The following is an 18642-nucleotide window of genomic DNA, read 5'->3' on the forward strand; positions in this document are numbered from 1 at the left end:
TTGCGTCTGCGACGAAGGTGAAGAAGCCGAGGGAAGAGTGCCCCCGCCCCGGCTTCTGATGCACTGACCCTACTTTGCGGCCATCGCCGCCTGAAGCGCGCCACGTTTGAGGGCAGCGGCGATCTCCGCAATATGGCGCCCCTGAAAACGCCCGCCGGCCAATTCGTTTTCGCTCGGCTTGCGTGATCCGTCGGCAGCGGCAAGTGTTGACGCTCCATAAGGAGTACCGCCCGTTACTTCGTCCATTTTCACAAGGCCGGCGTACGAGTAGGGCAGACCGACAGTAATGAGGCCGTGGTGCATCAGTGAAGTAAGGACGGAGAAGATTGTGGTCTCCATACCGCCGTGCTGGCTGGCTGTTGAGGTGAACGCGCCGCCGACCTTGCCAATCAGTTTTCCCTCCGCCCACAGTCCGCCCGTCTGATCCAGGAAATTAGCGAGCTGCGACGACATCCGACCGAAACGGGTAGGTGTCCCCACGATGATGGCATCGTAGTCGGCCAATTCCTCAGGCCTTGCGACTTGCGCGATTTGGTCAAGCTTGGCTCCTGCCTTGGCTGCGACTTCGGACGACATGAGCTCAGGGACCCGCTTCAGGCTGACTTGGGCGCCGGTCGAGCGTGCTCCCTCGGCAACGGCTTGTGCGAGTGCTTCGGTGTGGCCGTAGGTTGAATAGTAGAGAACGAGAACTTTGATCAAGGGTCGGTCCTTTCGTTGAACATGTTGGGGTGACGCGCCGAATAGGCGCGAAAGAGATTTGAATCTGGTCAGCATCACTTTTGTCCGAGCGTTCCCGTGTAATGGCCGAGTCTTCCCTCGACATCCGCGCTCGTCTGCAGCCCGAGTTGCATTAGCCGCTTGATCTTCTGTTGCGCTTGAGGACGTTGCACCGACGCGATGAACGCGTCCCAGCCCGAGGCTATTTCTGGATCGGCCGGCAGACTTGCGGCGTCAACCAGACGCTTGGTATCCGCAATCGCTTGCTTGTCGAACGTGGCGATACGCTTAGCGAGCGACTCCACAAATTTATCCAGGTCGGCATCAGGTAACGATCGATTGACGTAACCGTACCGCTCCGCTAGTTCGCCGCCGATGTCGTCGGCGCCCAAGAGTACCTCGAGGGCTCGTCCGCGGCCCATCAAACGCGGGAGGCGAGCCATCGGTCCACCGCCGGGAACGAGCGCGGCGCCAACTTCCCATTGTGACAGGATCGCCTTCTCGCGACTGGCAAAGCGCATGTCGCTTGCAAGAGCGAGTTCGCTTCCCACCCCTGTCGCCCGCCCGCGGATCGAGACAATGGAAACCACCGGGGCGCGGCTCAAGCGAATGAGCATGTCCGGGAGGGGATGCAAGCCCGTCGGGCCCGGTGCCATCCCCGTAGATTCGGCCAGATCGGGAATGAAGTTGTAATGGGTCAGGAAGAACCCGGGCACGGCGCTCTCGAACACGACCACTTTGACCTGCGGATCAGTTTCGATAGCCGTGATGACCTTATTCAGTTGCGGTATGGTTTCAGGCCCGAAGATATTGAATGGAGGGTTGTCGAGAATGACGCGCCAGTAGGCCGGCGTGCGGCGTTCGAGCCGAACCTGCGGTTTGTGTACCGTGTTGCGATCGACGTTTTCCGCCCGTATCGTCTCAGTACTTGGCTTCAAACCTTGCGGACCCGCGAAAAGCGGAGCGGCGACTACAGCGGTTGCTACGATAATGACGGCGGCACCCAAGTGCTTGCTCATGATTTGCCTCGGAGATTTCTACGGCTGGCGCGATTGCCGCCGGTGGCCCGCAGCGGGACCGATCTCATCAACGTAATGGCTTGCACTGATCGGCTGAATATCTGCTGCCCGGCATAGACTCTTTCGGCAGGCGGAAGAGTAACGGTAGCGCTTCATCGACGCTCTTCGCCGCCCAGAGTTCACCCCTGAGCTACAGGGAGCGCGGGCGCTTCCGCCTTTGAAACATTGCGCTCCGCGCCTCTCACCCAGCAGTGCCGCGCTGGAGTTGCCCACCATCGTGAGCATGACACCATCGCAGGTTTGGCGAGGGAGGGCACGGTGGCCGGTTCCGGCGATGAGCGAGAGAGCTTCAAAGGATTTGCTCAGGAGACAGCCCCTCCATGCGCCTCAGCCTTGCGCAACCATCTTTTAGGCTGATACACGCCGTGTGGTTCAAACGTTTGCGTGGGCGGCTTGAGGTTTGGTAATGCGAATAGCTGTCATTGGGTCGGGTGGAGTAGGTGGTATTTTCGGCGCGAAGCTGGCGCACGGAGGGGCGGACGTCACGTTTTTGGCGCGAGGAGCACACCTTACCGCAATACGTGAGCAAGGCATCCAGATAGAGGGGGGCCCCGAACCAATCCGAGTTAGTCCTGTCAAAGCAACTGACGATCCGTCATTGATTGGCACCGTCGACCTGGTTCTCTTTGCCGTGAAGCTCTGGGATACGGAAAAAGTGCTCAACCAAATCCGACCGGTCGTCGCGCCTAAGACCACAATTATCTCCTTCCAGAATGGTGTCCTGAAAGACACTTATCTCCGGGCGCACTACGATCCCGGCCAGATCATGGGAGGAGTCGGTTACGTCGCGACGACGATTGATCGTCCCGGCGTAATCCGGCAGACCGGACCCATGCAGCGGCTCATATTCGGAGAATTTGATGGCCAACGCTCGGCCCGCGGCGAGGCGTTTCTAAGTGCGTGTCTAAGCGGCGGCATCAACGCCGAATTCTCGTCCGACATTCTCCGCGAAATCTGGGAAAAATTCGTGTTCCTTGTTGGCCTCTCGGGCACTACTACCACGATGGGGGTCCCTATCGGTCCCATTCGTGAGAACCCACAGACTCGCTCCTTCCTACTCGATGTCATGAAGGAAGTTGTCGCTGTAGGGCGAGCTAACGGCGTTGCGCTGGCGGAGGATTACGCAGAGCGTCGGCTGGAATTGGCGGACAATGTCGCGGCAGACATGACATCATCTATGCACCACGATCTACAACGCGGCAACGCCCTGGAAGTCCGCTGGTTGTCCGGAGGCGTGGTAGAACTTGGCGAACGGGTAGGTGTACCAACTCCGCTAAATCGCGCCATCGCAGACATCCTCGCCCTACGCCAGGCGGGATCAAAATGATAGGCGCCGGCATCACAAAGCCTAACATCTCGTGAAGCAGCTTAATCAGAAGACGACTTCTCGACTGACCGCGGCGGCGATGGCATGGCGCTCTCAAGACCTACCGAGGTGCCAAACGATTTCAGGATTGAGCGCTTTGCACCCGAGCAGAGCACTGATGAATGGATAAATCCGATATAGGCGCATGAACACAAGCTGCGTCGCAATTCCAAGTCTGTCGGGGGGCTGCTCCAGTTCGAGGGTCCGCTTGATGCGGCTTTCCCGTCCGGGTCAGCTTGGCCTAGGCGGCAATTCATGGAACTGAAACGCTCGCAATTGTTCCGCACGCAGGAAGAGTAACTGCCGGATAGCGGCAATTCTGCTTTGGCTTCTACCACGCTACGAAACAGGAACTTGGTACGATCCTGAACGCGGCAGCTGGGCCCGGTACCCAGCTCATGTGCGACGGGTGCACCACCTTCCCGCTTGCCTATTGTAGAAGGGACAACGCATGATCTCACGACCTCAGCACCTGACCTTGCAGGTCGTTTCCGATTTCGTTTGCCCATGGTGCTTTATTGGGAAACGCAGCTTAGACCAAGCAGTAACGATCCTGACAGCTCGGGGCGTAAACGTAGAACTCGAATGGTTGCCATTCCAACTCAATCCAGACCTGCCCGCGGACGGGATGGACAGGAAAGCGTTCCGCACCGGTCGCTTCGGCAGTTGGGAGAATGCTCTGGCTATGGACGGCCGTGCGGTCGAGGCTGGCCGCAAGGTTGGAGCTGACTTCCACTATGAACGCCAAACTCGCACGTCGAGTACTTTGGCAGCCCATCGCCTAGTCCGATTGGCGCTCGTGGAGGGTGGCCCGGCCCTTCAGAACGGAGTCGTTGAGGCCCTATTTGTAGCGTATTTTACGGACGGTCAAGACGTCGGAAATCACGCCGTGCTCGCTCACATCGCAAAAAACGCGGGCATGTCGAGCGACGCGGTGGGCCGGTCGATTTACCTTCAAGACGAAATCCGGGAGCTCGAGGCGATTGTCCGCTTATCCGGCTTAAACGGCGTCCCGAGTTACCTCCTCGGCAATAATCTTCTCTTCAGCGGCTCGCAAAATGTTGAAGGATATGTGAAGAGCCTCGCCGCCGCCGCGGGCCAGACGGTCTAGTCATCGTCGCGACAAACCGTTCTGGGCAGAGCCTCCGCAGAGACGATATGTCCGGACCCGCCATCGGACCCTACTTCCCTTCGGTAACCCGGACCCACCAGCGTCATCTCTGCCGCGGCAGCTTCTATGCGGTTGATGATGCGGCCGCTGACTTCGAACAGGCGTAAGAACCACCCGCAGACGATTACGATAGGAAGATCACATGCCCGATCTCTTTGATGCAAAACGCAGACGATTCCTGCAGGCGGCGGGCGTGAGCACGGCGGGATTGGCCACATTAGGACTCGGAATCGCTCCACTCGCCGGAGCCGAGATGGCGGCCGTTCCGGCCGCCTCATCGACCGGTGCGATGGGTCCGATCAAACAAGTCCGCACAGACGTTCTGGACATCGGCTACTACGAGGCCGGTCCACACGACGGCCAGGTGGTGGTGCTCCTGCATGGCTACCCTTACGACATCCACAGTTACATTGAGGTTGCCCCCATTCTCGAAGCTCAGGGCTACCGCGTCATCGTACCCTATCTTCGCGGGCACGGATCCACTTGCTTTCTCAAGTCCGCAACAATGCGCGTGGGTCAACAAGGGGCCCTCGGCGCCGATGTGATTGCCTTGATGGATGCCCTTGGAATTCCGACTGCCATCTTCGCCGGTTACGGCTGGGGCGGGCGCGCCGCTTGCGTTGCAGCCGCCATTTGGCCTGAGCGTTGCAAGGGTTTGATCTCCGTCAACGGCTATCTCATTCAGGATATCGGGCTCGCGATGAACACGACTCCACCCAAGGAGTCCGGTCTTTTGTATCAGACTGAGCATGGCCGGGCGGAACTGGCTGCCGACCGGCGATCCGTCGCCTATGCAATTTGGACACGCAACTCGCCCTCCTGGCGCTTTGATCAAGCAACATTCGAACGAACGGCTGGAGCGTTCGACAATCCGGATCACGTCGACATAGTGATCCACTCGCACCGCCATCAAGTCGGCTTGGCGCCGGGCTGCCCTACTTACGATGCGATTGAGCGGCTGCTTGCGGGCCAGCCTGCTATTACCGTTCCGACGATTACGCTGGATGGCGAGGCCGACGGCAATTTTCCGGCAAGCGACGGGTCTGCAATGGCGGAGAAATTTCGTGGCCCCCGTGTACACCGGAGAATTCCCAACGCTGGTCACAACCTTCCGCAGGAAGCCCCAGGCACTTTTGCACGAGCGGTTGTCGCGCTAATGAAGGCAGTGTCATGACCCTGGTCTTAGGCTCGTGGCAGAATACCGAAACGACCTTTTCATCGACCAGAAACCAAGAGCCGAGCAGAAAGAACAGCCTTCGGCGCTGCTGATGGGATACACCACGCCTATCCAATCCATCTACGGACGCTGGAAAGCCAAGTGGTCGGCATCTGTGCCGGGTCAATTAGATTGAGCATTCGGTGTTTGGAGGCTCATTAGGTAGGCATAGACATTCTCGAGCTGCTCATCGCTGAACACGCCCTTCCAAGCTGGCATTCCCTTGGCGGGCCGCCCTTCCTGAACAGCGGTCCAAAATCTTGAGTGAGTGTCTTCGCCATAGCGCTTTTTAAGCAACCGAAGATCGATGCGGCGCTCGCTCTGCACTGCGTCGGGACCATGACAATGTGCGCAGGTTCCGTTGAAGATCTCTCTTCCAGAACTCAAGGCCTCCGGCATCGCTACGGCACCTGAAACCGCCACATTGGCGGGCTGGACCGATGTCTCCGCCCCTGTGAGCTTTGTCGCAGGTCGGGGTTGGCCTAGCTGGATTGGCTCTTCGCCCGGAAGACCATACATTTTGCTGAGATCAGCAATTCTCCGCTCCAGTGAAGGCAGCGCCACGTCGACTTGATCCCGCAACTCTTTCGAAGATTTGGCAAACCCGATAGCGACCGGCCATGACAGGCCCGGTCCTTCAGTGGACTGGACCCGGTAGCGTCCATCATAGCGCGTTCTGTTCAGCCAGCCAGCGATCGGTCCCCAAATAAACGCTACATCCACCTTGCCCTCGGCCAGGGCTTCCATGCCTTCTTCAGGCGTAATAACGGTCATCTTCTCGATATCGTCACGTAGTGCAAGGAGGTCTTGCGGCGTCGTTTGAAATTGCACAGCGACGCGCCTGCCCGTCAGGTCATCAAGGCTTCGGATCCCTCGTTCCCTGTTGGTGACTACAGCATAGCTCAGCGTGCTGAACCTTTTTGAGAACACAACCGACGGGCCCATGAAATCGTCTGTCAGGGGAAGCCCAATGAAGGCGTCGCACTGCTTACCAAGGAGTGTGACGCGCACGGTGCGCTTCCCGAAATAGGATTTGTACCAGTCATAGCTCACCGGCCGGCCCAACGCGTGTCCTAATGCCCGACCGATCTCAACGTAAAAACCTGGCTGGTTCGGCTCGCTGCTGGAGAACGGAAGATTTGTTGGGTCGGCGCATAGGCGCAGCGGCTTGACCTCGTCTGCACTGGTCCGCAAGACGGGTACGACGAGCATCAAAAGGATCGCGATAGTAAATATGCTCGCGTACCGGCGAGCGCAGCATTCGGAGCGAGGAGCGCCGGCGTCAGCAGGCTTGGCTTCGAGCATCCTAAACTCTCCTGATCAGAGCACGGGCCGCACACGGGACCGCCGGCACGTATTTGATCGGCGTGTCATGAGCGACCGCAGCCGCTCATGACATTCACGTGCCTTTGAGGCTTATTGAACCGAAAACACGAACAAAGCGCCGCCCTCGGGAGCCGCGGCCGTCATTTTCTTCCCGACTTCTCCTAGGAACGCAGGTATCGCCGCGGTGCGCCCGACGACAACGGCCACGTACTGCTTGCCATCGACCGAATACGTTACTGGACCCGCTCCAATGCCCGAGCCGAGGTTCTTCTTCCAGAGAATCTTGCCAGTCTTTGCATCAATGGCCCGGAAGTCTCCGCGCAGATCACCGGAGAACACTAGGTTGCCGCCGGTAGTAAGCGTCCCGCCGTTGAACGGGAGCTCTTCTCTAATACCCCAGACCTTCTTGTTCGCCACCGGGTCCCAAGCCACGAGTTCACCGAGGAAGCCGCCCGCGCCTTCCTTGGTGATGAATTCGGCGCCCAGATAGAAGACACCGCGTTTGTAGCCGACGTCGCTGACCGTGAAGTCCATGCACATGTTGTTGGTCGGAATATACACCAGGCCCGTTTCGGGATTGAACGACATCGGCTGCCAGTTCTTGCCTCCGATCAAGTTGGGGCAAATATCCTTTGCGGGACGGCCCGGTCCCGGCCGCTTGTCCGGATTCTCAACGGCGCGCATCGTTGCGATGTCCCACTTCTCGGCCCAATTTGCGAAAGTATATTTTTCCGCTGACAACAACTTGCCGGTTTCGCGATTGGCGACGAAGAAAAAGCCGTTGCGGTCCGCCTTCATAACGGTCGGGACCGTACTGCCACCTATCGTGAGATCTGCAAGGATATTTTCGTTTACGCCATCATAATCCCAGGCGTCCGCTGGCGTCCCTTGAATGTGCCATTTGATCTTGCCCGTGTTCGGATCGAGAGCGAGAGTCGAGGAAGTATAGAGGTTCGTCAGCTTACCGAAATCACTATTGCCGGTGGAACGAGCAGCAGTGTTCCAAGGACCGGGATTGCTGGTGCCCCAATAGACAGTGTCGGACTTGGGATCGTAAGAGCCGACCAGCCACGCCGCGCCGCCGCCTTTCAGCCCTGTATCTCCCTTCCATGTATCGCTGCCGGGCTCTCCCGGTGCAGGCACAGTGAAGGTCTGCCAGACCTGCTTGCCAGTATTGAGATCATACGCTTGAAGCGCACCGCGCACCCCGTACTCGCCGCCGCCGAAGCCTGTGATCACCTTATCGCGAACGATTAGTGGAGGCGAGGTGATAACTGAACCCTGCTTGTAGTCGACGACCGTCGACGTCCACAGTTCCTTACCGGTTACAGCATCAAGCGCGGTCAGCTTGCCGTCGAGTCTTCCGATAACAATCTTGCCCTCAGCGAAGGATACGCCACGGTTGTTGACGTCGCAGCAGGCGTACTGCAACACATCGTCCGGAACATCCGGCTCATAGGTCCATTTACGAGCTCCCGACGCTGCATCGAGCGCATAAACGTATTTCGGCCCCCACGACGTGGTGACATACAGCGTATTGCCGATTACGACCGGAGAAGATTCGTTCGATCGTAGTGAGCCGAGAGAGAACGAATAAACTAACGACAATTTTCCCGCGTTCGCCGAATTGATCTGCTTGAGGGGACTGAAGCGTGTGTTCGCATAATCGTGACCTGCAATAGCCCATTGTTCGGTATTGGCCACCGCCCGGACAACAGAATCATTTGCGCTTGCACCGGCAACCATGCAGGCAGCGACAGAGGCGGCAGCAAACAAAACCCTGCTTCTTAGCTTCATGTATTTCTCCAAGGGTGACATCACGTGTCGCATGCAGGCGCTTGTGTCGTTCAAGCAACGGCACGTGGCGCTTTCATCGGCTTCATGACGCTAGATAAAGAATTGGCAGGCGAAAAATGATTAATACAGATTACGTTTCATCTGGTTCTCAGATGACATGGTCAGCGGCACAGGTCTGATATCGCTGGGCAGCAGGCGCACGGCGTCAATCTGCAGAAGTAACAGCCGGATGTGAGCTCTCTAGCGTGATCTCTTGCGTTACATCGAACGCGGTCTTACGTTTGCTCCGCGCGAGCATCGCGCCATCGTCCATGGGAGAACCGAATGACTTGGAAAGCCCCGAAGATCGTCGAAGTGCAAGTTGGCATGGAAATCAATATGTACGCCTGCGCCTCGAGGCATTAGCGCATAAAAGCGACTACCCGGCACGAAGCAATCTCTCGCTTCGCGCCGGGCAGAGTCGCTCATTCCATTGCGGCTTCAGCAACGTTTCTATGGCTGATCGTCGACGGCACCTACGGATTTATTAGAGTTGGAGCCTTGTTCATGCTTCCTTGGCGGGCGACGGCCTCAAAGAACCTAAGATCAGTGGCATCCATAAGCGGTCCAATCTGAAGATAGATCGAGGCAATGGTCCTCGGCGGCTTCTGCGATCTACTTGGAGTCGATCGTTGCACAAGGAGGTCACCCAAAAAAATGATTAGTTCTGATTACAGGTATCTGAATTGCAGATTGGCGCAAAAGCCCGGCGCTGGAACGGCTTAGCGAGAACGGGCAAGGGGAAACGGTGTTGATGGCGAGGGTGGCGGCTGGCGCCTTGACCATGCCTCCGCATCGTCCATACGGATCAAGCGGCGGCTACCTGCGCGCGTGCGCGAACGGAAGGCTCGCGAGGTTCAGACCCGCATAGATGATAAAATGTGTTGACCCGGAAAATCATTGGTGCATCAATGCGGGAATATTTAATTCGAAATGCCTCTAAGTTGTGTGAGTTCATTCAATGATTTTCATTTGCCATCCTGCGCATGCGTGGGACTCGTCCCGTTCAGTAGACACCCATGCGGTCGCGTAAGCGCGCGATCGGGAGCCTACGTTTGAGCGTCCTGGAGGGCTCTTCGGGCAGAGTCGGAGCGCTGTTGATCCACGGAAACTCTTCTTCGAAAGAGGTCTTTGCACGACAGTTTCGCGCGTTGGAAAGTGCAGGCCTCGGCGTCGTTGCGCCCGATCTCCCCGGCCACGGCGAATCTGACCGATCCAACATGCCGCGAAAGACTTACAGTTTCCCAGGCTATGCGGCGCTGCTGCACGGCCTCATGACCAGACTTGGTTATCGATCGTACCACATCGTTGGTTGGTCGCTGGGAGGCCACATCGGGCTCGAGATGCTCGCTCGATATAGCGAAGTCAGGTCCCTTATGCTGACCGGCACTCCTCCCGTACGCCTCAATCCGGAAGGGGTGAGTGCAGGTTTCAGATGGACGCCGTCGACTGCCTTGGCGGGACGTTGGAGGTTTTCGTCCGACGACTGTCAGCGGTACGTCCGCGCCATGATGGGGTCAAATCGGGCTGTGCAAGAGCACCTGCGAGCCGCTGCCAGAACGGACGGCAATGCGCGGTACTGGATGGTGCGGAACGGGATGGCCGGGGTTGGCTCGGATGAAGTTGAAACCGTTTGCACCGACAGGCGTCCCATAGCGATTGTCCAAGGTGCAACGGACCCCTTCGTAAAGATCGAATACATCGACGGTCTCAATTACCGAAACATTTGGAAGGGAAGGCCCGTGTTGCTCGACGCTGGCCACGCGCCACATTGGCAAGTGCCCGCGACGTTCAATCGGCATATGAGGGAGTTTCTGAACTACGCTGGTTAATTCCGAATGGAGCTGGGGGGCACCATGATCACGACTATAGAGGAATTCATCGATAAGACTCGGGATGCGAGCAGCGCATCCCAGCTGAAGGACCTGTTCCTCGCTACGATACGCGAGGAGGGATACGAAAACGCGGTGTTCGCGAGGGCGCAGAACAAACGACTGATCTCGATCCCTTGGAGCGAGTTTCCGCTGGGGTATCTCGACACTTACAGGGCGGAGCAATGGGACCGCATCGATCCCGTAGTGCAGCACATCCATACGGCGCGCGGACCATTCAGTTGGTCCGAAACGTGCGACCCCGGCCAGGTCAACCGAGCACAACGCAATTTCTTCGAGGAGTGTCGGGAATTGGGCGTGCATTCGGGAATCACGATCCCAATGCGCGGACCCGCTCGCGAAACCGACTTGATCAGCCTCAGCTTCCGGCAGAATGGAACGCCGGCCGTCGACAAGACCGCTCATATCTACATGGTGTGCGTGCAGTATTGGCTCAAATACTGCGAACTAATCGACCGACGCGAGCTGCCGGCGGTAGCTTTGACCGCGCAGGAGATCGAGTGTCTCAAGTGGTGCAAGGAAGGAAAGACGAACTGGGAAATCGGGGAAATTCTAGGCATCTCCCAGAAGACGGTCGAATTCCATGTCGGCAACACCATGAAGAAGCTCGGGGCCGGCAATCGCATTACTGCCGTGATCATGGGGATCAAGCACGGCATCGTGTCGCTCTAGAAGCGGTACCGCTTCGTCCGATCCGAGACTCGCATCAATGAGATGACCGAGGCGCTTCAACGTTGAGGCGAAGAGTTCGACTTCGATGTTGAGCGGTGCCATGATCTTGAGCACTTCGTCGTGAGGCCCGCAGCACTCGATCACGATACGATCCAGCGCGGCAAGGCGTGCGGTTCGAGCCGCATGCGATGGGTCAACGAATTTCAATCCCTGCATCATGCCGAGCCCCTTCGCCGTCAAGCGACCGGGATGTTGAACAGATAGGGAGTGGCACCACTCGGTCAACACGCGCGCGCGTCGGTCGATGCCCTCAGCGAAGTCATTCGTCCACAGATCCAAGGCGGCAGCAGCAGTCGCGAACGCGAGTGAGTTTCCACGGAATGTTCCGTTGTGCTCGCCCGGCGACCAGACGTCGTACTTCGGCCGCATCAACAACAGAGACATCGGAAGCCCGTATCCGCCGATGGATTTCGCAAGGCATACGATATCAGGAACGATACCGGCTCGCTCGAAGCTGAAGAACGGCCCGGTGCGTCCGCAGCCCGTCTGCACTTCGTCGACGATCAACAGCGCTCCCATACGCTTCGCTGCGGAGGCAAGGCCAGTCAACCATTCGGTCGACGCTACATTGAGACCTCCCTCTCCCTGGACGGTCTCGACCAGAAACGCTGCGACGGGTTCGATCCCTCCCGAGGGGTCCATCGCCATCCTCTCAAACCGAGCAATTTCGGCGAGACCGGCTCCGGAGTATCCATCGTAAGGCAGTCTTATGACGCCACCCAGGAGCCCCCGCGCGGACGCCCTGCACGAAGCCGATCCAGTGGCGGCCAGCGATCCCATTGACACCCCGTGGAACGCATTGGTGAACGCGACGACGGAAGACCTCCCGGTCGCCTTGCGGGCGAGCTTTATCGCTGCTTCGACACAATTGGTGCCGGTCGGCCCTGGGAACTGCATGCGATAGCGCAACCCGCGGGGAGTGAGGATCGTCTCTTCAAACTTCGACATGAAGCGGAGCTTGACTTCCGTATGGAAGTCGAGCCCCGCGGATATCCCGTCAGACAGCAGATAATCCACCGCCGCGCAGCGCAGATGCGGATGGTTGTGTCCGTAATTGAGTGCGCCGCATGCCGACAGCATGTCGACATAAGTATCGCCTTCGGCATCCGTGATGATTGCTCCCCTAGCCGTTTTGAGAAGTGCCGGCAAATGCCGGCAATAGGCTCGAACTTGCGATTCGTGCTCGGCAAAGAAGTCGCGGTGGTCGCAACCTGCCAACGGTCGCTCGGCACTCATGCGTTCGCCCTCCGGAGTCGATTGGCATCTTCCGCTTCCGCGATGGACTGTAACCTGTCGCGCAGCGCGAGGATGTCAGGAACCAGCGAATGATACCCGGCATCAATTGCCACGCGCCCAAGATAGGTCAGGGCATCCGCCATGTTCCGCGCGGTATCTTCATCCACCAAGGGGCGACTTATTTTCCCGCTCATGCGGCGTGCCTTTCGGCGGACGTATCCGGATCGGGAGCCAGAACGTCCCTTCCAATGCCAAACTTTTGGCAATGCAGGGCCGGTCGAATGCTCGGAGTCGGCACGAGAAAGGCACGCTCCATCTCCCCTTCGACGAGATGCGCCGGGCCCAGCCAATCGATTCCTGATTGGATAAAATGGGCGAGCAGATGTTCACGCGTAACGCCGATCATAGCGAGACCGTCATTGCGATGCAGGAACTCTTGAATGGCGCACAAGAGTTCGGGAAAGATCGTGCGCCGGATAGTTGGCTCGACCGTCTTGTCAACGCACACACGCGTAACCTCGAAGACCCTCGACGACGAAGGAAGATCGCCTCGCTTGACGAGATATGGCCAATAGCTGCGCAGCATGTAGGGGCCAGTAGTGCGCAACAACCGCGCGACACCTCTCACCACGCGTTCATCGTCGCGCCAAACCAAATAGGTTGCGGCTGGTGTGTCGAACTCGTCGAACTCGAGGCCACCCCACGACGAGTGGTCTAGCTTCCTTCGCTTAACGAAGACCTCGTATCGCAGCCTGGCCTGGGACGCCAACGCATCCTGAAAATGATGCGCGGTCGCTATGGAGAACGCTTCGATCATGGGTTGTCGCTCCAATGAACGGTGCCACATCGGAGCAAATGGAGACGTCGCGGTGTACTGGGAGATACCCTAAGGCCTGCTCCAAAATTGTGTCAAACGGCGCCAAGCCGAAGTCGCGCGCGGCATTGGTCCCGACCCCGGATGTTCCCTAGTATACTTGCCTCCGTTTTGAGCCTCTCCTTCCGTGGATCGAGACTGATCGGCGGGGGATGCGCGTGGCGAAGGGAAAGAAAGCCAAGCCGGCCAAGAAGCAGAAATTGGCAATGACCGCCGATTTCGCGGGAATGGCCGGTTCGTTCATATCGCGGGACGAGATCTACCATCGTCTTGAGTGGTATTTCGACCATAGCCATAACCCCAAAGGCCCGCATGCGATCGATCCGAATACGCCTATCGACGCCTTTTTTCAGGGAATGGATCCCTCCACGGCACGCAAGGTCCTCTGGGTCAACATCAACAAGATCAGTTCGACCTATGTTCCGGCGTGGAAGAGCGCGCTTTTTCACGGTGTCCAATTTCCGTGGACGTCGAAGCCGAACGTAGCGATCGGCTTGCGTGACATCCAGTCGTTCGGCAATCTGATCGATTCGGCCGTGTTGACCTACGAGCACTTCGGCTGGCACGTGAGCTAAGGAGCGGAGCATGAGGTTCGCCGTCTCGACAGCGCTTGCGATCGTTATTATGACGCCCTCGGTTGGTGCGGCGGAGACGCTGTCTGCCACCAAGTACGACAAGAACAAGGACGGCGTCCTGGACGAGAACGAAGCCCTTGTGTGGCGCCTCCACGTCCAGGATCCGATGCTTGCGAAATACGATGTGAATCTGAACGGCAGGCTCGACCCGGCGGAGCTCGAACGACTCAGGGCCGACAGCGCGACCAGCTTTTCGGACCGCTCCCGTTCTGTGGCCAACGACGTTCTGTTCTTCAAGAACCGGAAGATCGCCGACATCGACAAGGTCGCTTCGTCGCGCCCGCCGCCTGCGGTCCCTGCTGAGGTCAAGCCTCCGAAAGGCGGTTGCGAGAACCAGCAGCGGCTATTCGTACGGAGAGACCGCCTCGACACCTACCAGTATAGAGAGGGGACCTTCATCACCGGCTTCGTGCCGAAATCCAAGGCGAAGGGCGCTTCTGCGAGCTTCACGCATGACGATTTGGATCGCTCCAATTCCGCCACCATCAACGGACGTGTTTCTTACGTGATCTCGCAGAACGATCCCATGAGCCCATGTTTCACGGGCCTTCCGGACGATCCATACGCAAAGCATGATTTCAAGGCCCCCTCCTTGTTCGGAACCACCGTAGCGCTTTGGACCGATGCTCAAGGGACCATCAATTCGCCCAGAACAAAGAACGAAAAGAGCGCTCTGAAGGCCGGCATCGACGCGCAAGCGGCCATTGCGGGAGGTCCGTTCTTCGATCTGCAATATTTGATCGCAAGTCCCTATGCGCAGACCGACTTCCGCGGAGAAGCGAGAATCTACGGTGTGACCGCGGCTTGGGAGCCGTTCGCACCGAACGCGCGTCTGGGCGGCACGATCGGAGCACCCGCCACGAAATATCTCGACTGGTTCTGGCAACTGCGGGCCGAAGCTGACGTCAAGAGGGTCGATGTCGTCGGCGCTACCGCCCTCACGCGCGGCGATTATGCGTGGACCGGGGCGGTCGCTCGTCTCCATCTGACTCCGTTTCCGGACCGGAGCGTCTACGACCCCTTCGGAGAATCCTTGTTTCCCGATCTAGTCGGTCGATTCTATGCCGATATCACGGTGAATTATCACCGCGAGTTCAATCGCGGCATAGAAGCTTTGCTGTGGGGGGCCGAGGTCGGGTTCAACATCACGCCGGACGGCACGGCGTCGATTTCGGTCAGCTATACCGATGGACTCGACAAGGATACCCTGATCAAGCAGCGCCAGTACCTGGTCGCACTCAATTACAAGCTTTGAACGTTCTCACGACGCGACAGGAGTGCCAACATGAAGAATGGGTTCACTTACGCGATTTGCGCGGCGACGAGCCTCCTGAGCGGAGCGGCAACCGCGGCGGACTCCACTATCACCACTTATCGCGAGATGTGCGATGCCTCCGCGTCCGTGGCCTTGGACGCGGATCACTTCGTCGTAGCCGATGACGAGATGAACGTGCTGCGCGTGTACCGGAGAGGACAACCCTCCTCCGTTGCACAAGTGGACCTGTCTAAGTTCCTAGATACCAAGCCGGACAAGGAATCAGACTTGGAGGGGGCTGCACGCGTCGGCAACACCATCTTCTGGATTTCCTCGCATGGGACGAATAGCGAAGGAAAGGTTCAGGATCGTCGTCGTAGATTTTTTGCGACCGAGCTCGTGCCGGGATCCTCGCCGCCTACCGTACGTCCCGTCGGAAAACCCTATTCCAAGTTGGTCGAGGATCTCTCCAAACTTACCCAGTACAAGCTCGGGGAAGCCGCCACCAAACCTCCCAAGACTGTGGGCGCTCTCAATATCGAAGGCCTCGCCGATGGCGGCGACGGGAGGCTTCTGATCGGGTTTCGCAACCCTTTGCCCGGCAACAAGGCACTTATCATTCCGCTCAAGAATCCAACCGTATTGGTCGACGAGAAGCCGGAAGTCCGTGAGAAGGCGGAAGCCAGCTTCGGAAATCCCATCGAACTGGATTTGAAGGGTCGAGGCATCCGAAGCATCGAGCGTGTAGGAAGCACTTATTTGATCGTCGCGGGGCCGATCGATGGCAAAGGAGACTTCAAGCTGTTTCGTTGGTCCGGAAAAGAGTCCGGCGAAGATCTTGAGCTTGTCGATACGCCTTCCTTGAAGGGCCTCTCTCCGGAGGCCATGTTCGCGATCTCGGAAACGGGAGAGGTTCAGATCTTGAGCGACGACGGAACATTTCCGGTTGGCGGCGGCGAATGCAAGGACGTTCCCCGCACCGAACAGTCGTTCAGAAGCGTTATCTTGAAGCCCTGACTACTCAGCGGTCCCACGACGGGTGTTCTGGCCGGACGAACCGCCGGGCTCTTGCGGAGGGGGCGCCACCTGCTCCCGCATGGCCGACACATAGCTCCGATAGCCGGGCATGGCCTCGCCGGCCACCACCTCGGGCGAGGCCGCAACCTGCTTCTGATGCTCGACGAGCTGTTCAATGATTTTGCGGGCGACGAACATCATCTAATTAACCTTTTGGTCATCTAATATATTGTCATTCCTAGTGTATTTTTCAAGTTCTAAGGTTCCGTTGCGTACCCCTCGGATACCAGAGATTTGCGGCGCCTTTAGGGTATATCCCCCGAATACAACCTCGCCGTGACCTGCGTCATGCTGTCCGATTTGACGCTTGCAGTGCAAGATCGTCCTGGCCGAGTACATCCGAATATTTGCTGGTGACGTCCTTTAGACACACCGGCGCATGGTTCGCGTAGCGCCAGGCAACGGCGCTTCGGTCCTCCCGCCCGTCCAGGGTCCGATCGACAACCGGCACTCCTGAAAGGGTAAGACGGACGGCGTGGCAGTCCATCGGGCAGGCGATCTCGATCGGATCCGTCCGGTCGTCGTCGCGCCAAAGCGCAATGATACGGTCGTCGGATTTCTTGGACGGGTGCTTGCCTATGCGATGTTGGCGAGTCATGAGCCCGCGGGAAGTTAGCGTGAGCACCGCAGACCCGGGGTCCTCCGCCAGGATGGTGGCGTACCTCGCCGGCCAGCGCGCCTTCAATTGCGGAGCATCCATAAGAAGCGCGAAGACGATGCTCGGTCCGATGGCTCTTATCAGTTCCTGACAGGGATCGACCCTTGCGAGGTCCTCGCAGATCATGGCCGAGATGACGGAGGATTGTCTAATTACCGCAAAATCAACGCGCCGGCTCAAGAGGTCGATATCTTCGGCCCAGGATATCGATGGGCTCAATCGTCCCTCCAGACCGTAGGCCAACACTTCGTCTCTATCCAGCGTCCATCTGTGATGCTTTTCGCGGGTGGACCAGAAGCCTACTCGCTCCGCAGTGTCGTCGCTTCCGCCGCTGCCGTTGGATCGCTGGAAGACCGCGACGCGAACGAAATTTCCCTCTCGATCCCCGTCGCCGGATACGCCAGCGACGAATAGCTCCAACTCAGGCAGCGCCTCCGGAAGTTCGCTTCTGAGATGATCCCAAGTGCCCTCGTCGAGGGCCAATTCGGGGAAAACTATGCCATGGATCGCGTCCGCCTCGGATTTCGCCTCGCCCGCAAGGGCCTTCACGAAATCCAACAGCTTATCCTTGGTGACATCCTGAAGCCACGTCTGCTCGACACCGAAGAACGCCCACCGTTTTCCACCTTCCCCGGCATACCCGTGCTGAGGTTCGAATGCGGAGGCGGGTATGGTGAAGGGAAACGGAACAAGCAGCAGGTTCATGTGCCGTTCGTCCGGCGGCGCGTCGGCAAAGAGGTATGGTGTCCACGCAGCCCGAGCAATGCCCCTCGGCGGCAGGAGGGCCAAATGGTGGGACATCGATCGCAGCGTGCAACCGACCGCAGTCGTACGGGCCTTCGGTAGAACTGCAACTACGTCGGGAGAAGCAACTGAGATGGTGCTCACGGGACTGTATGACAGATAGGGCATGCGCGTCGGCCCTTTGGACTGGACAGCCTGCTCCATCGTGCGAGCCGCCGCAGCGAAGAATGTCTGCTCGACGGGAGCGAAGAACCACGGCTGTGAATTGCCCTCGGCCGATGGTTTGTACCGGACGAACCCCATATCCTTTGCGGCCTCGTCCGCGGCCATCATGAGAAGAAGGGCATCCCACCACCAGTCGGGCGGAACCGACTTCGCCGGAATAAACTCGAAAACATTCCGGGGCCCCGCGACGGACCAAACGGCATTCCAAGCCTCGTAAAGATCCTTGAGCCCTTCACCGTCGGTGGCGAGCCATTTCGCGAACACATTGGGATCTTTTGCGGAGAAGTGCGATATCGGCGTGAATGTACGCCAAACCGCAGATATCCTGCGCGCGCGGCTGATGAAATCGCCGTCAACTTTGATTTGCCGAGCGGCCCGCCCGCTCCTGCCCGGCACATCCGCGATGACGTGGTGATATGCCCCGCTATACTGCAGCGCGTAACCGGCGGCCGCGAAGACGTCTGCCGGAATCATCGGAGGCGTGGCGTAATCCGCCGCTCTCGATCCGTCTATGCCTGGCCAGGCGTAATACGGTTGCTCCTCCTCGGTTCGTTTCGGGAATATACGCTTCAGACAGTTCGCAAGTGTTTCCATCTAATATGT

General features: G+C 58.3%; 18 protein-coding genes. 9 read left to right on the forward strand and 9 right to left on the reverse strand.

Annotated elements, in window-relative coordinates; all coding sequences use genetic code 11:
• Nucleotides 1-69 precede the first annotated feature (69 nt).
• Both wrbA and JQ600_RS09670 read right to left on the reverse strand, forming a co-directional pair.
• Nucleotides 70-699 (reverse strand): NAD(P)H:quinone oxidoreductase, encoded by a 630-nt coding sequence (gene wrbA, locus JQ600_RS09665; RefSeq protein ID WP_212263026.1) that lies wholly within the window; start codon nucleotides 697-699, stop codon nucleotides 70-72.
• A gap of 74 nt (nucleotides 700-773) precedes the next feature.
• A complete protein-coding gene (locus tag JQ600_RS09670; RefSeq protein WP_212489841.1) occupies nucleotides 774-1736 on the reverse strand; it encodes an enoyl-CoA hydratase/isomerase family protein in 963 nt (320 codons plus the stop codon).
• Between the two features lie 466 nt (nucleotides 1737-2202).
• On the opposite strand from JQ600_RS09670, the gene JQ600_RS09675 reads away from it, so the two are divergent.
• The 3 genes from JQ600_RS09675 (at nucleotide 2203) to JQ600_RS09685 (ending at nucleotide 5507) form a co-directional block, all read left to right on the forward strand.
• A complete protein-coding gene (locus JQ600_RS09675; RefSeq protein WP_212489842.1) occupies nucleotides 2203-3123 on the forward strand; it encodes a ketopantoate reductase family protein in 921 nt (306 codons plus the stop codon).
• Nucleotides 3124-3613: 490 nt separating this feature from the next.
• Nucleotides 3614-4273, forward strand: coding sequence for a DsbA family oxidoreductase (locus JQ600_RS09680; protein ID WP_212263029.1), 660 nt, complete (start codon nucleotides 3614-3616; stop codon nucleotides 4271-4273).
• A 202-nt stretch (nucleotides 4274-4475) separates the two neighbouring features.
• Nucleotides 4476-5507 carry an alpha/beta fold hydrolase gene (locus JQ600_RS09685; protein WP_212263030.1) on the forward strand — a complete coding sequence of 344 codons (1032 nt, stop codon included), beginning with the start codon at nucleotides 4476-4478 and terminating at the stop codon, nucleotides 5505-5507.
• A gap of 165 nt (nucleotides 5508-5672) precedes the next feature.
• On the opposite strand, the gene JQ600_RS09690 is transcribed toward JQ600_RS09685, so the two are convergent.
• Both JQ600_RS09690 and JQ600_RS09695 read right to left on the reverse strand, forming a co-directional pair.
• Entirely contained in the window at nucleotides 5673-6854 is a 1182-nt protein-coding gene (locus JQ600_RS09690) for a c-type cytochrome (protein ID WP_312017250.1), read from the reverse strand.
• Nucleotides 6855-6965: 111 nt separating this feature from the next.
• Nucleotides 6966-8672 carry a PQQ-dependent dehydrogenase, methanol/ethanol family gene (locus tag JQ600_RS09695; RefSeq protein WP_249135781.1) on the reverse strand — a complete coding sequence of 569 codons (1707 nt, stop codon included), beginning with the start codon at nucleotides 8670-8672 and terminating at the stop codon, nucleotides 6966-6968.
• A 324-nt stretch (nucleotides 8673-8996) separates the two neighbouring features.
• Between JQ600_RS09695 and pqqA the strand changes: the two genes are divergently transcribed.
• The 3 genes from pqqA to JQ600_RS09710 all read left to right on the forward strand — a co-directional run bounded on the left by pqqA (nucleotide 8997) and on the right by JQ600_RS09710 (nucleotide 11275).
• Nucleotides 8997-9077, forward strand: a complete 81-nt coding sequence (pqqA, locus tag JQ600_RS09700; RefSeq protein ID WP_212263241.1) for a pyrroloquinoline quinone precursor peptide PqqA — start codon at nucleotides 8997-8999, stop codon at nucleotides 9075-9077.
• 653 nt (nucleotides 9078-9730) lie between these two features.
• The gene (locus JQ600_RS37560; protein ID WP_409410652.1) at nucleotides 9731-10543 is read left to right on the forward strand and encodes an alpha/beta fold hydrolase; all 813 of its coding nucleotides are present in this window, start codon (nucleotides 9731-9733) and stop codon (nucleotides 10541-10543) included.
• A 24-nt stretch (nucleotides 10544-10567) separates the two neighbouring features.
• On the forward strand, nucleotides 10568-11275 hold the full coding sequence (locus JQ600_RS09710; protein WP_212263033.1) for a LuxR family transcriptional regulator: 708 nt from the start codon (nucleotides 10568-10570) through the stop codon (nucleotides 11273-11275).
• On the opposite strand, the gene JQ600_RS09715 is transcribed toward JQ600_RS09710, so the two are convergent.
• From JQ600_RS09715 to JQ600_RS09725, 3 genes are read right to left on the reverse strand one after another with little or no spacing between them, the layout of a single operon-like run.
• Nucleotides 11156-12571, reverse strand: a complete 1416-nt coding sequence (locus JQ600_RS09715) for a diaminobutyrate--2-oxoglutarate transaminase (protein ID WP_212489844.1) — start codon at nucleotides 12569-12571, stop codon at nucleotides 11156-11158. The two genes, JQ600_RS09710 and JQ600_RS09715, sit on opposite strands and share 120 nt — an antisense overlap.
• Nucleotides 12568-12765: a hypothetical protein gene (locus JQ600_RS09720; protein ID WP_212489845.1), complete on the reverse strand. Its 198-nt coding sequence runs from the start codon at nucleotides 12763-12765 to the stop codon at nucleotides 12568-12570. The genes JQ600_RS09715 and JQ600_RS09720 overlap by 4 nt, the downstream gene beginning before the upstream one ends.
• Nucleotides 12762-13388 (reverse strand): acyl-homoserine-lactone synthase, encoded by a 627-nt coding sequence (locus JQ600_RS09725; protein ID WP_212489846.1) that lies wholly within the window; start codon nucleotides 13386-13388, stop codon nucleotides 12762-12764. Before JQ600_RS09725 ends, JQ600_RS09720 begins: the two co-directional genes overlap by 4 nt.
• Nucleotides 13389-13603: 215 nt before the next feature.
• Between JQ600_RS09725 and JQ600_RS09730 the strand changes: the two genes are divergently transcribed.
• Genes JQ600_RS09730 through JQ600_RS09740 form a run of 3 tightly spaced genes read left to right on the forward strand, consistent with a single transcriptional unit; the run spans nucleotide 13604 to nucleotide 16352 of the window.
• A complete protein-coding gene (locus tag JQ600_RS09730) occupies nucleotides 13604-14020 on the forward strand; it encodes a hypothetical protein (protein WP_212489847.1) in 417 nt (138 codons plus the stop codon).
• A 10-nt stretch (nucleotides 14021-14030) separates the two neighbouring features.
• Nucleotides 14031-15335 carry a hypothetical protein gene (locus JQ600_RS09735; protein ID WP_212489848.1) on the forward strand — a complete coding sequence of 435 codons (1305 nt, stop codon included), beginning with the start codon at nucleotides 14031-14033 and terminating at the stop codon, nucleotides 15333-15335.
• A 30-nt stretch (nucleotides 15336-15365) separates the two neighbouring features.
• On the forward strand, nucleotides 15366-16352 hold the full coding sequence (locus tag JQ600_RS09740; RefSeq protein ID WP_212489849.1) for a DUF3616 domain-containing protein: 987 nt from the start codon (nucleotides 15366-15368) through the stop codon (nucleotides 16350-16352).
• On the opposite strand, the gene JQ600_RS09745 is transcribed toward JQ600_RS09740, so the two are convergent.
• Together JQ600_RS09745 and JQ600_RS09750 are read right to left on the reverse strand one after the other, a co-directional pair.
• Entirely contained in the window at nucleotides 16353-16553 is a 201-nt protein-coding gene (locus JQ600_RS09745) for a hypothetical protein (RefSeq protein WP_212489850.1), read from the reverse strand. It lies immediately after the preceding gene.
• A gap of 145 nt (nucleotides 16554-16698) precedes the next feature.
• Nucleotides 16699-18633 (reverse strand): hypothetical protein, encoded by a 1935-nt coding sequence (locus tag JQ600_RS09750; RefSeq protein ID WP_212489851.1) that lies wholly within the window; start codon nucleotides 18631-18633, stop codon nucleotides 16699-16701.
• Nucleotides 18634-18642 lie beyond the last annotated feature (9 nt).

This window comes from Bradyrhizobium sp. AUGA SZCCT0176, assembly GCF_018130145.1.
Lineage (GTDB): Bacteria > Pseudomonadota > Alphaproteobacteria > Rhizobiales > Xanthobacteraceae > Bradyrhizobium.

Bases quoted from the DNA above. Each gene is read 5' to 3' on its own strand.
- JQ600_RS09725 (WP_212489846.1), bottom strand. From the start codon at position 13,388: ATGATCGAAGCGTTCTCCATAGCGACCGCGCATCATTTTCAGGATGCG.
- JQ600_RS09745 (WP_212489850.1), bottom strand. From the start codon at position 16,553: ATGATGTTCGTCGCCCGCAAAATCATTGAACAGCTCGTCGAGCATCAG.
- JQ600_RS09715 (WP_212489844.1), bottom strand. From the start codon at position 12,571: ATGAGTGCCGAGCGACCGTTGGCAGGTTGCGACCACCGCGACTTCTTT.
- JQ600_RS09720 (WP_212489845.1), bottom strand. From the start codon at position 12,765: ATGAGCGGGAAAATAAGTCGCCCCTTGGTGGATGAAGATACCGCGCGG.
- JQ600_RS09735 (WP_212489848.1), top strand. From the start codon at position 14,031: ATGAGGTTCGCCGTCTCGACAGCGCTTGCGATCGTTATTATGACGCCC.
- JQ600_RS09675 (WP_212489842.1), top strand. From the start codon at position 2,203: ATGCGAATAGCTGTCATTGGGTCGGGTGGAGTAGGTGGTATTTTCGGC.
- JQ600_RS09685 (WP_212263030.1), top strand. From the start codon at position 4,476: ATGCCCGATCTCTTTGATGCAAAACGCAGACGATTCCTGCAGGCGGCG.
- JQ600_RS09750 (WP_212489851.1), bottom strand. From the start codon at position 18,633: ATGGAAACACTTGCGAACTGTCTGAAGCGTATATTCCCGAAACGAACC.
- JQ600_RS09680 (WP_212263029.1), top strand. From the start codon at position 3,614: ATGATCTCACGACCTCAGCACCTGACCTTGCAGGTCGTTTCCGATTTC.
- JQ600_RS09710 (WP_212263033.1), top strand. From the start codon at position 10,568: ATGATCACGACTATAGAGGAATTCATCGATAAGACTCGGGATGCGAGC.
- JQ600_RS09670 (WP_212489841.1), bottom strand. From the start codon at position 1,736: ATGAGCAAGCACTTGGGTGCCGCCGTCATTATCGTAGCAACCGCTGTA.
- JQ600_RS37560 (WP_409410652.1), top strand. From the start codon at position 9,731: ATGCGGTCGCGTAAGCGCGCGATCGGGAGCCTACGTTTGAGCGTCCTG.
- JQ600_RS09740 (WP_212489849.1), top strand. From the start codon at position 15,366: ATGAAGAATGGGTTCACTTACGCGATTTGCGCGGCGACGAGCCTCCTG.
- pqqA (WP_212263241.1), top strand. From the start codon at position 8,997: ATGACTTGGAAAGCCCCGAAGATCGTCGAAGTGCAAGTTGGCATGGAA.
- JQ600_RS09690 (WP_312017250.1), bottom strand. From the start codon at position 6,854: ATGCTCGAAGCCAAGCCTGCTGACGCCGGCGCTCCTCGCTCCGAATGC.
- JQ600_RS09695 (WP_249135781.1), bottom strand. From the start codon at position 8,672: ATGAAGCTAAGAAGCAGGGTTTTGTTTGCTGCCGCCTCTGTCGCTGCC.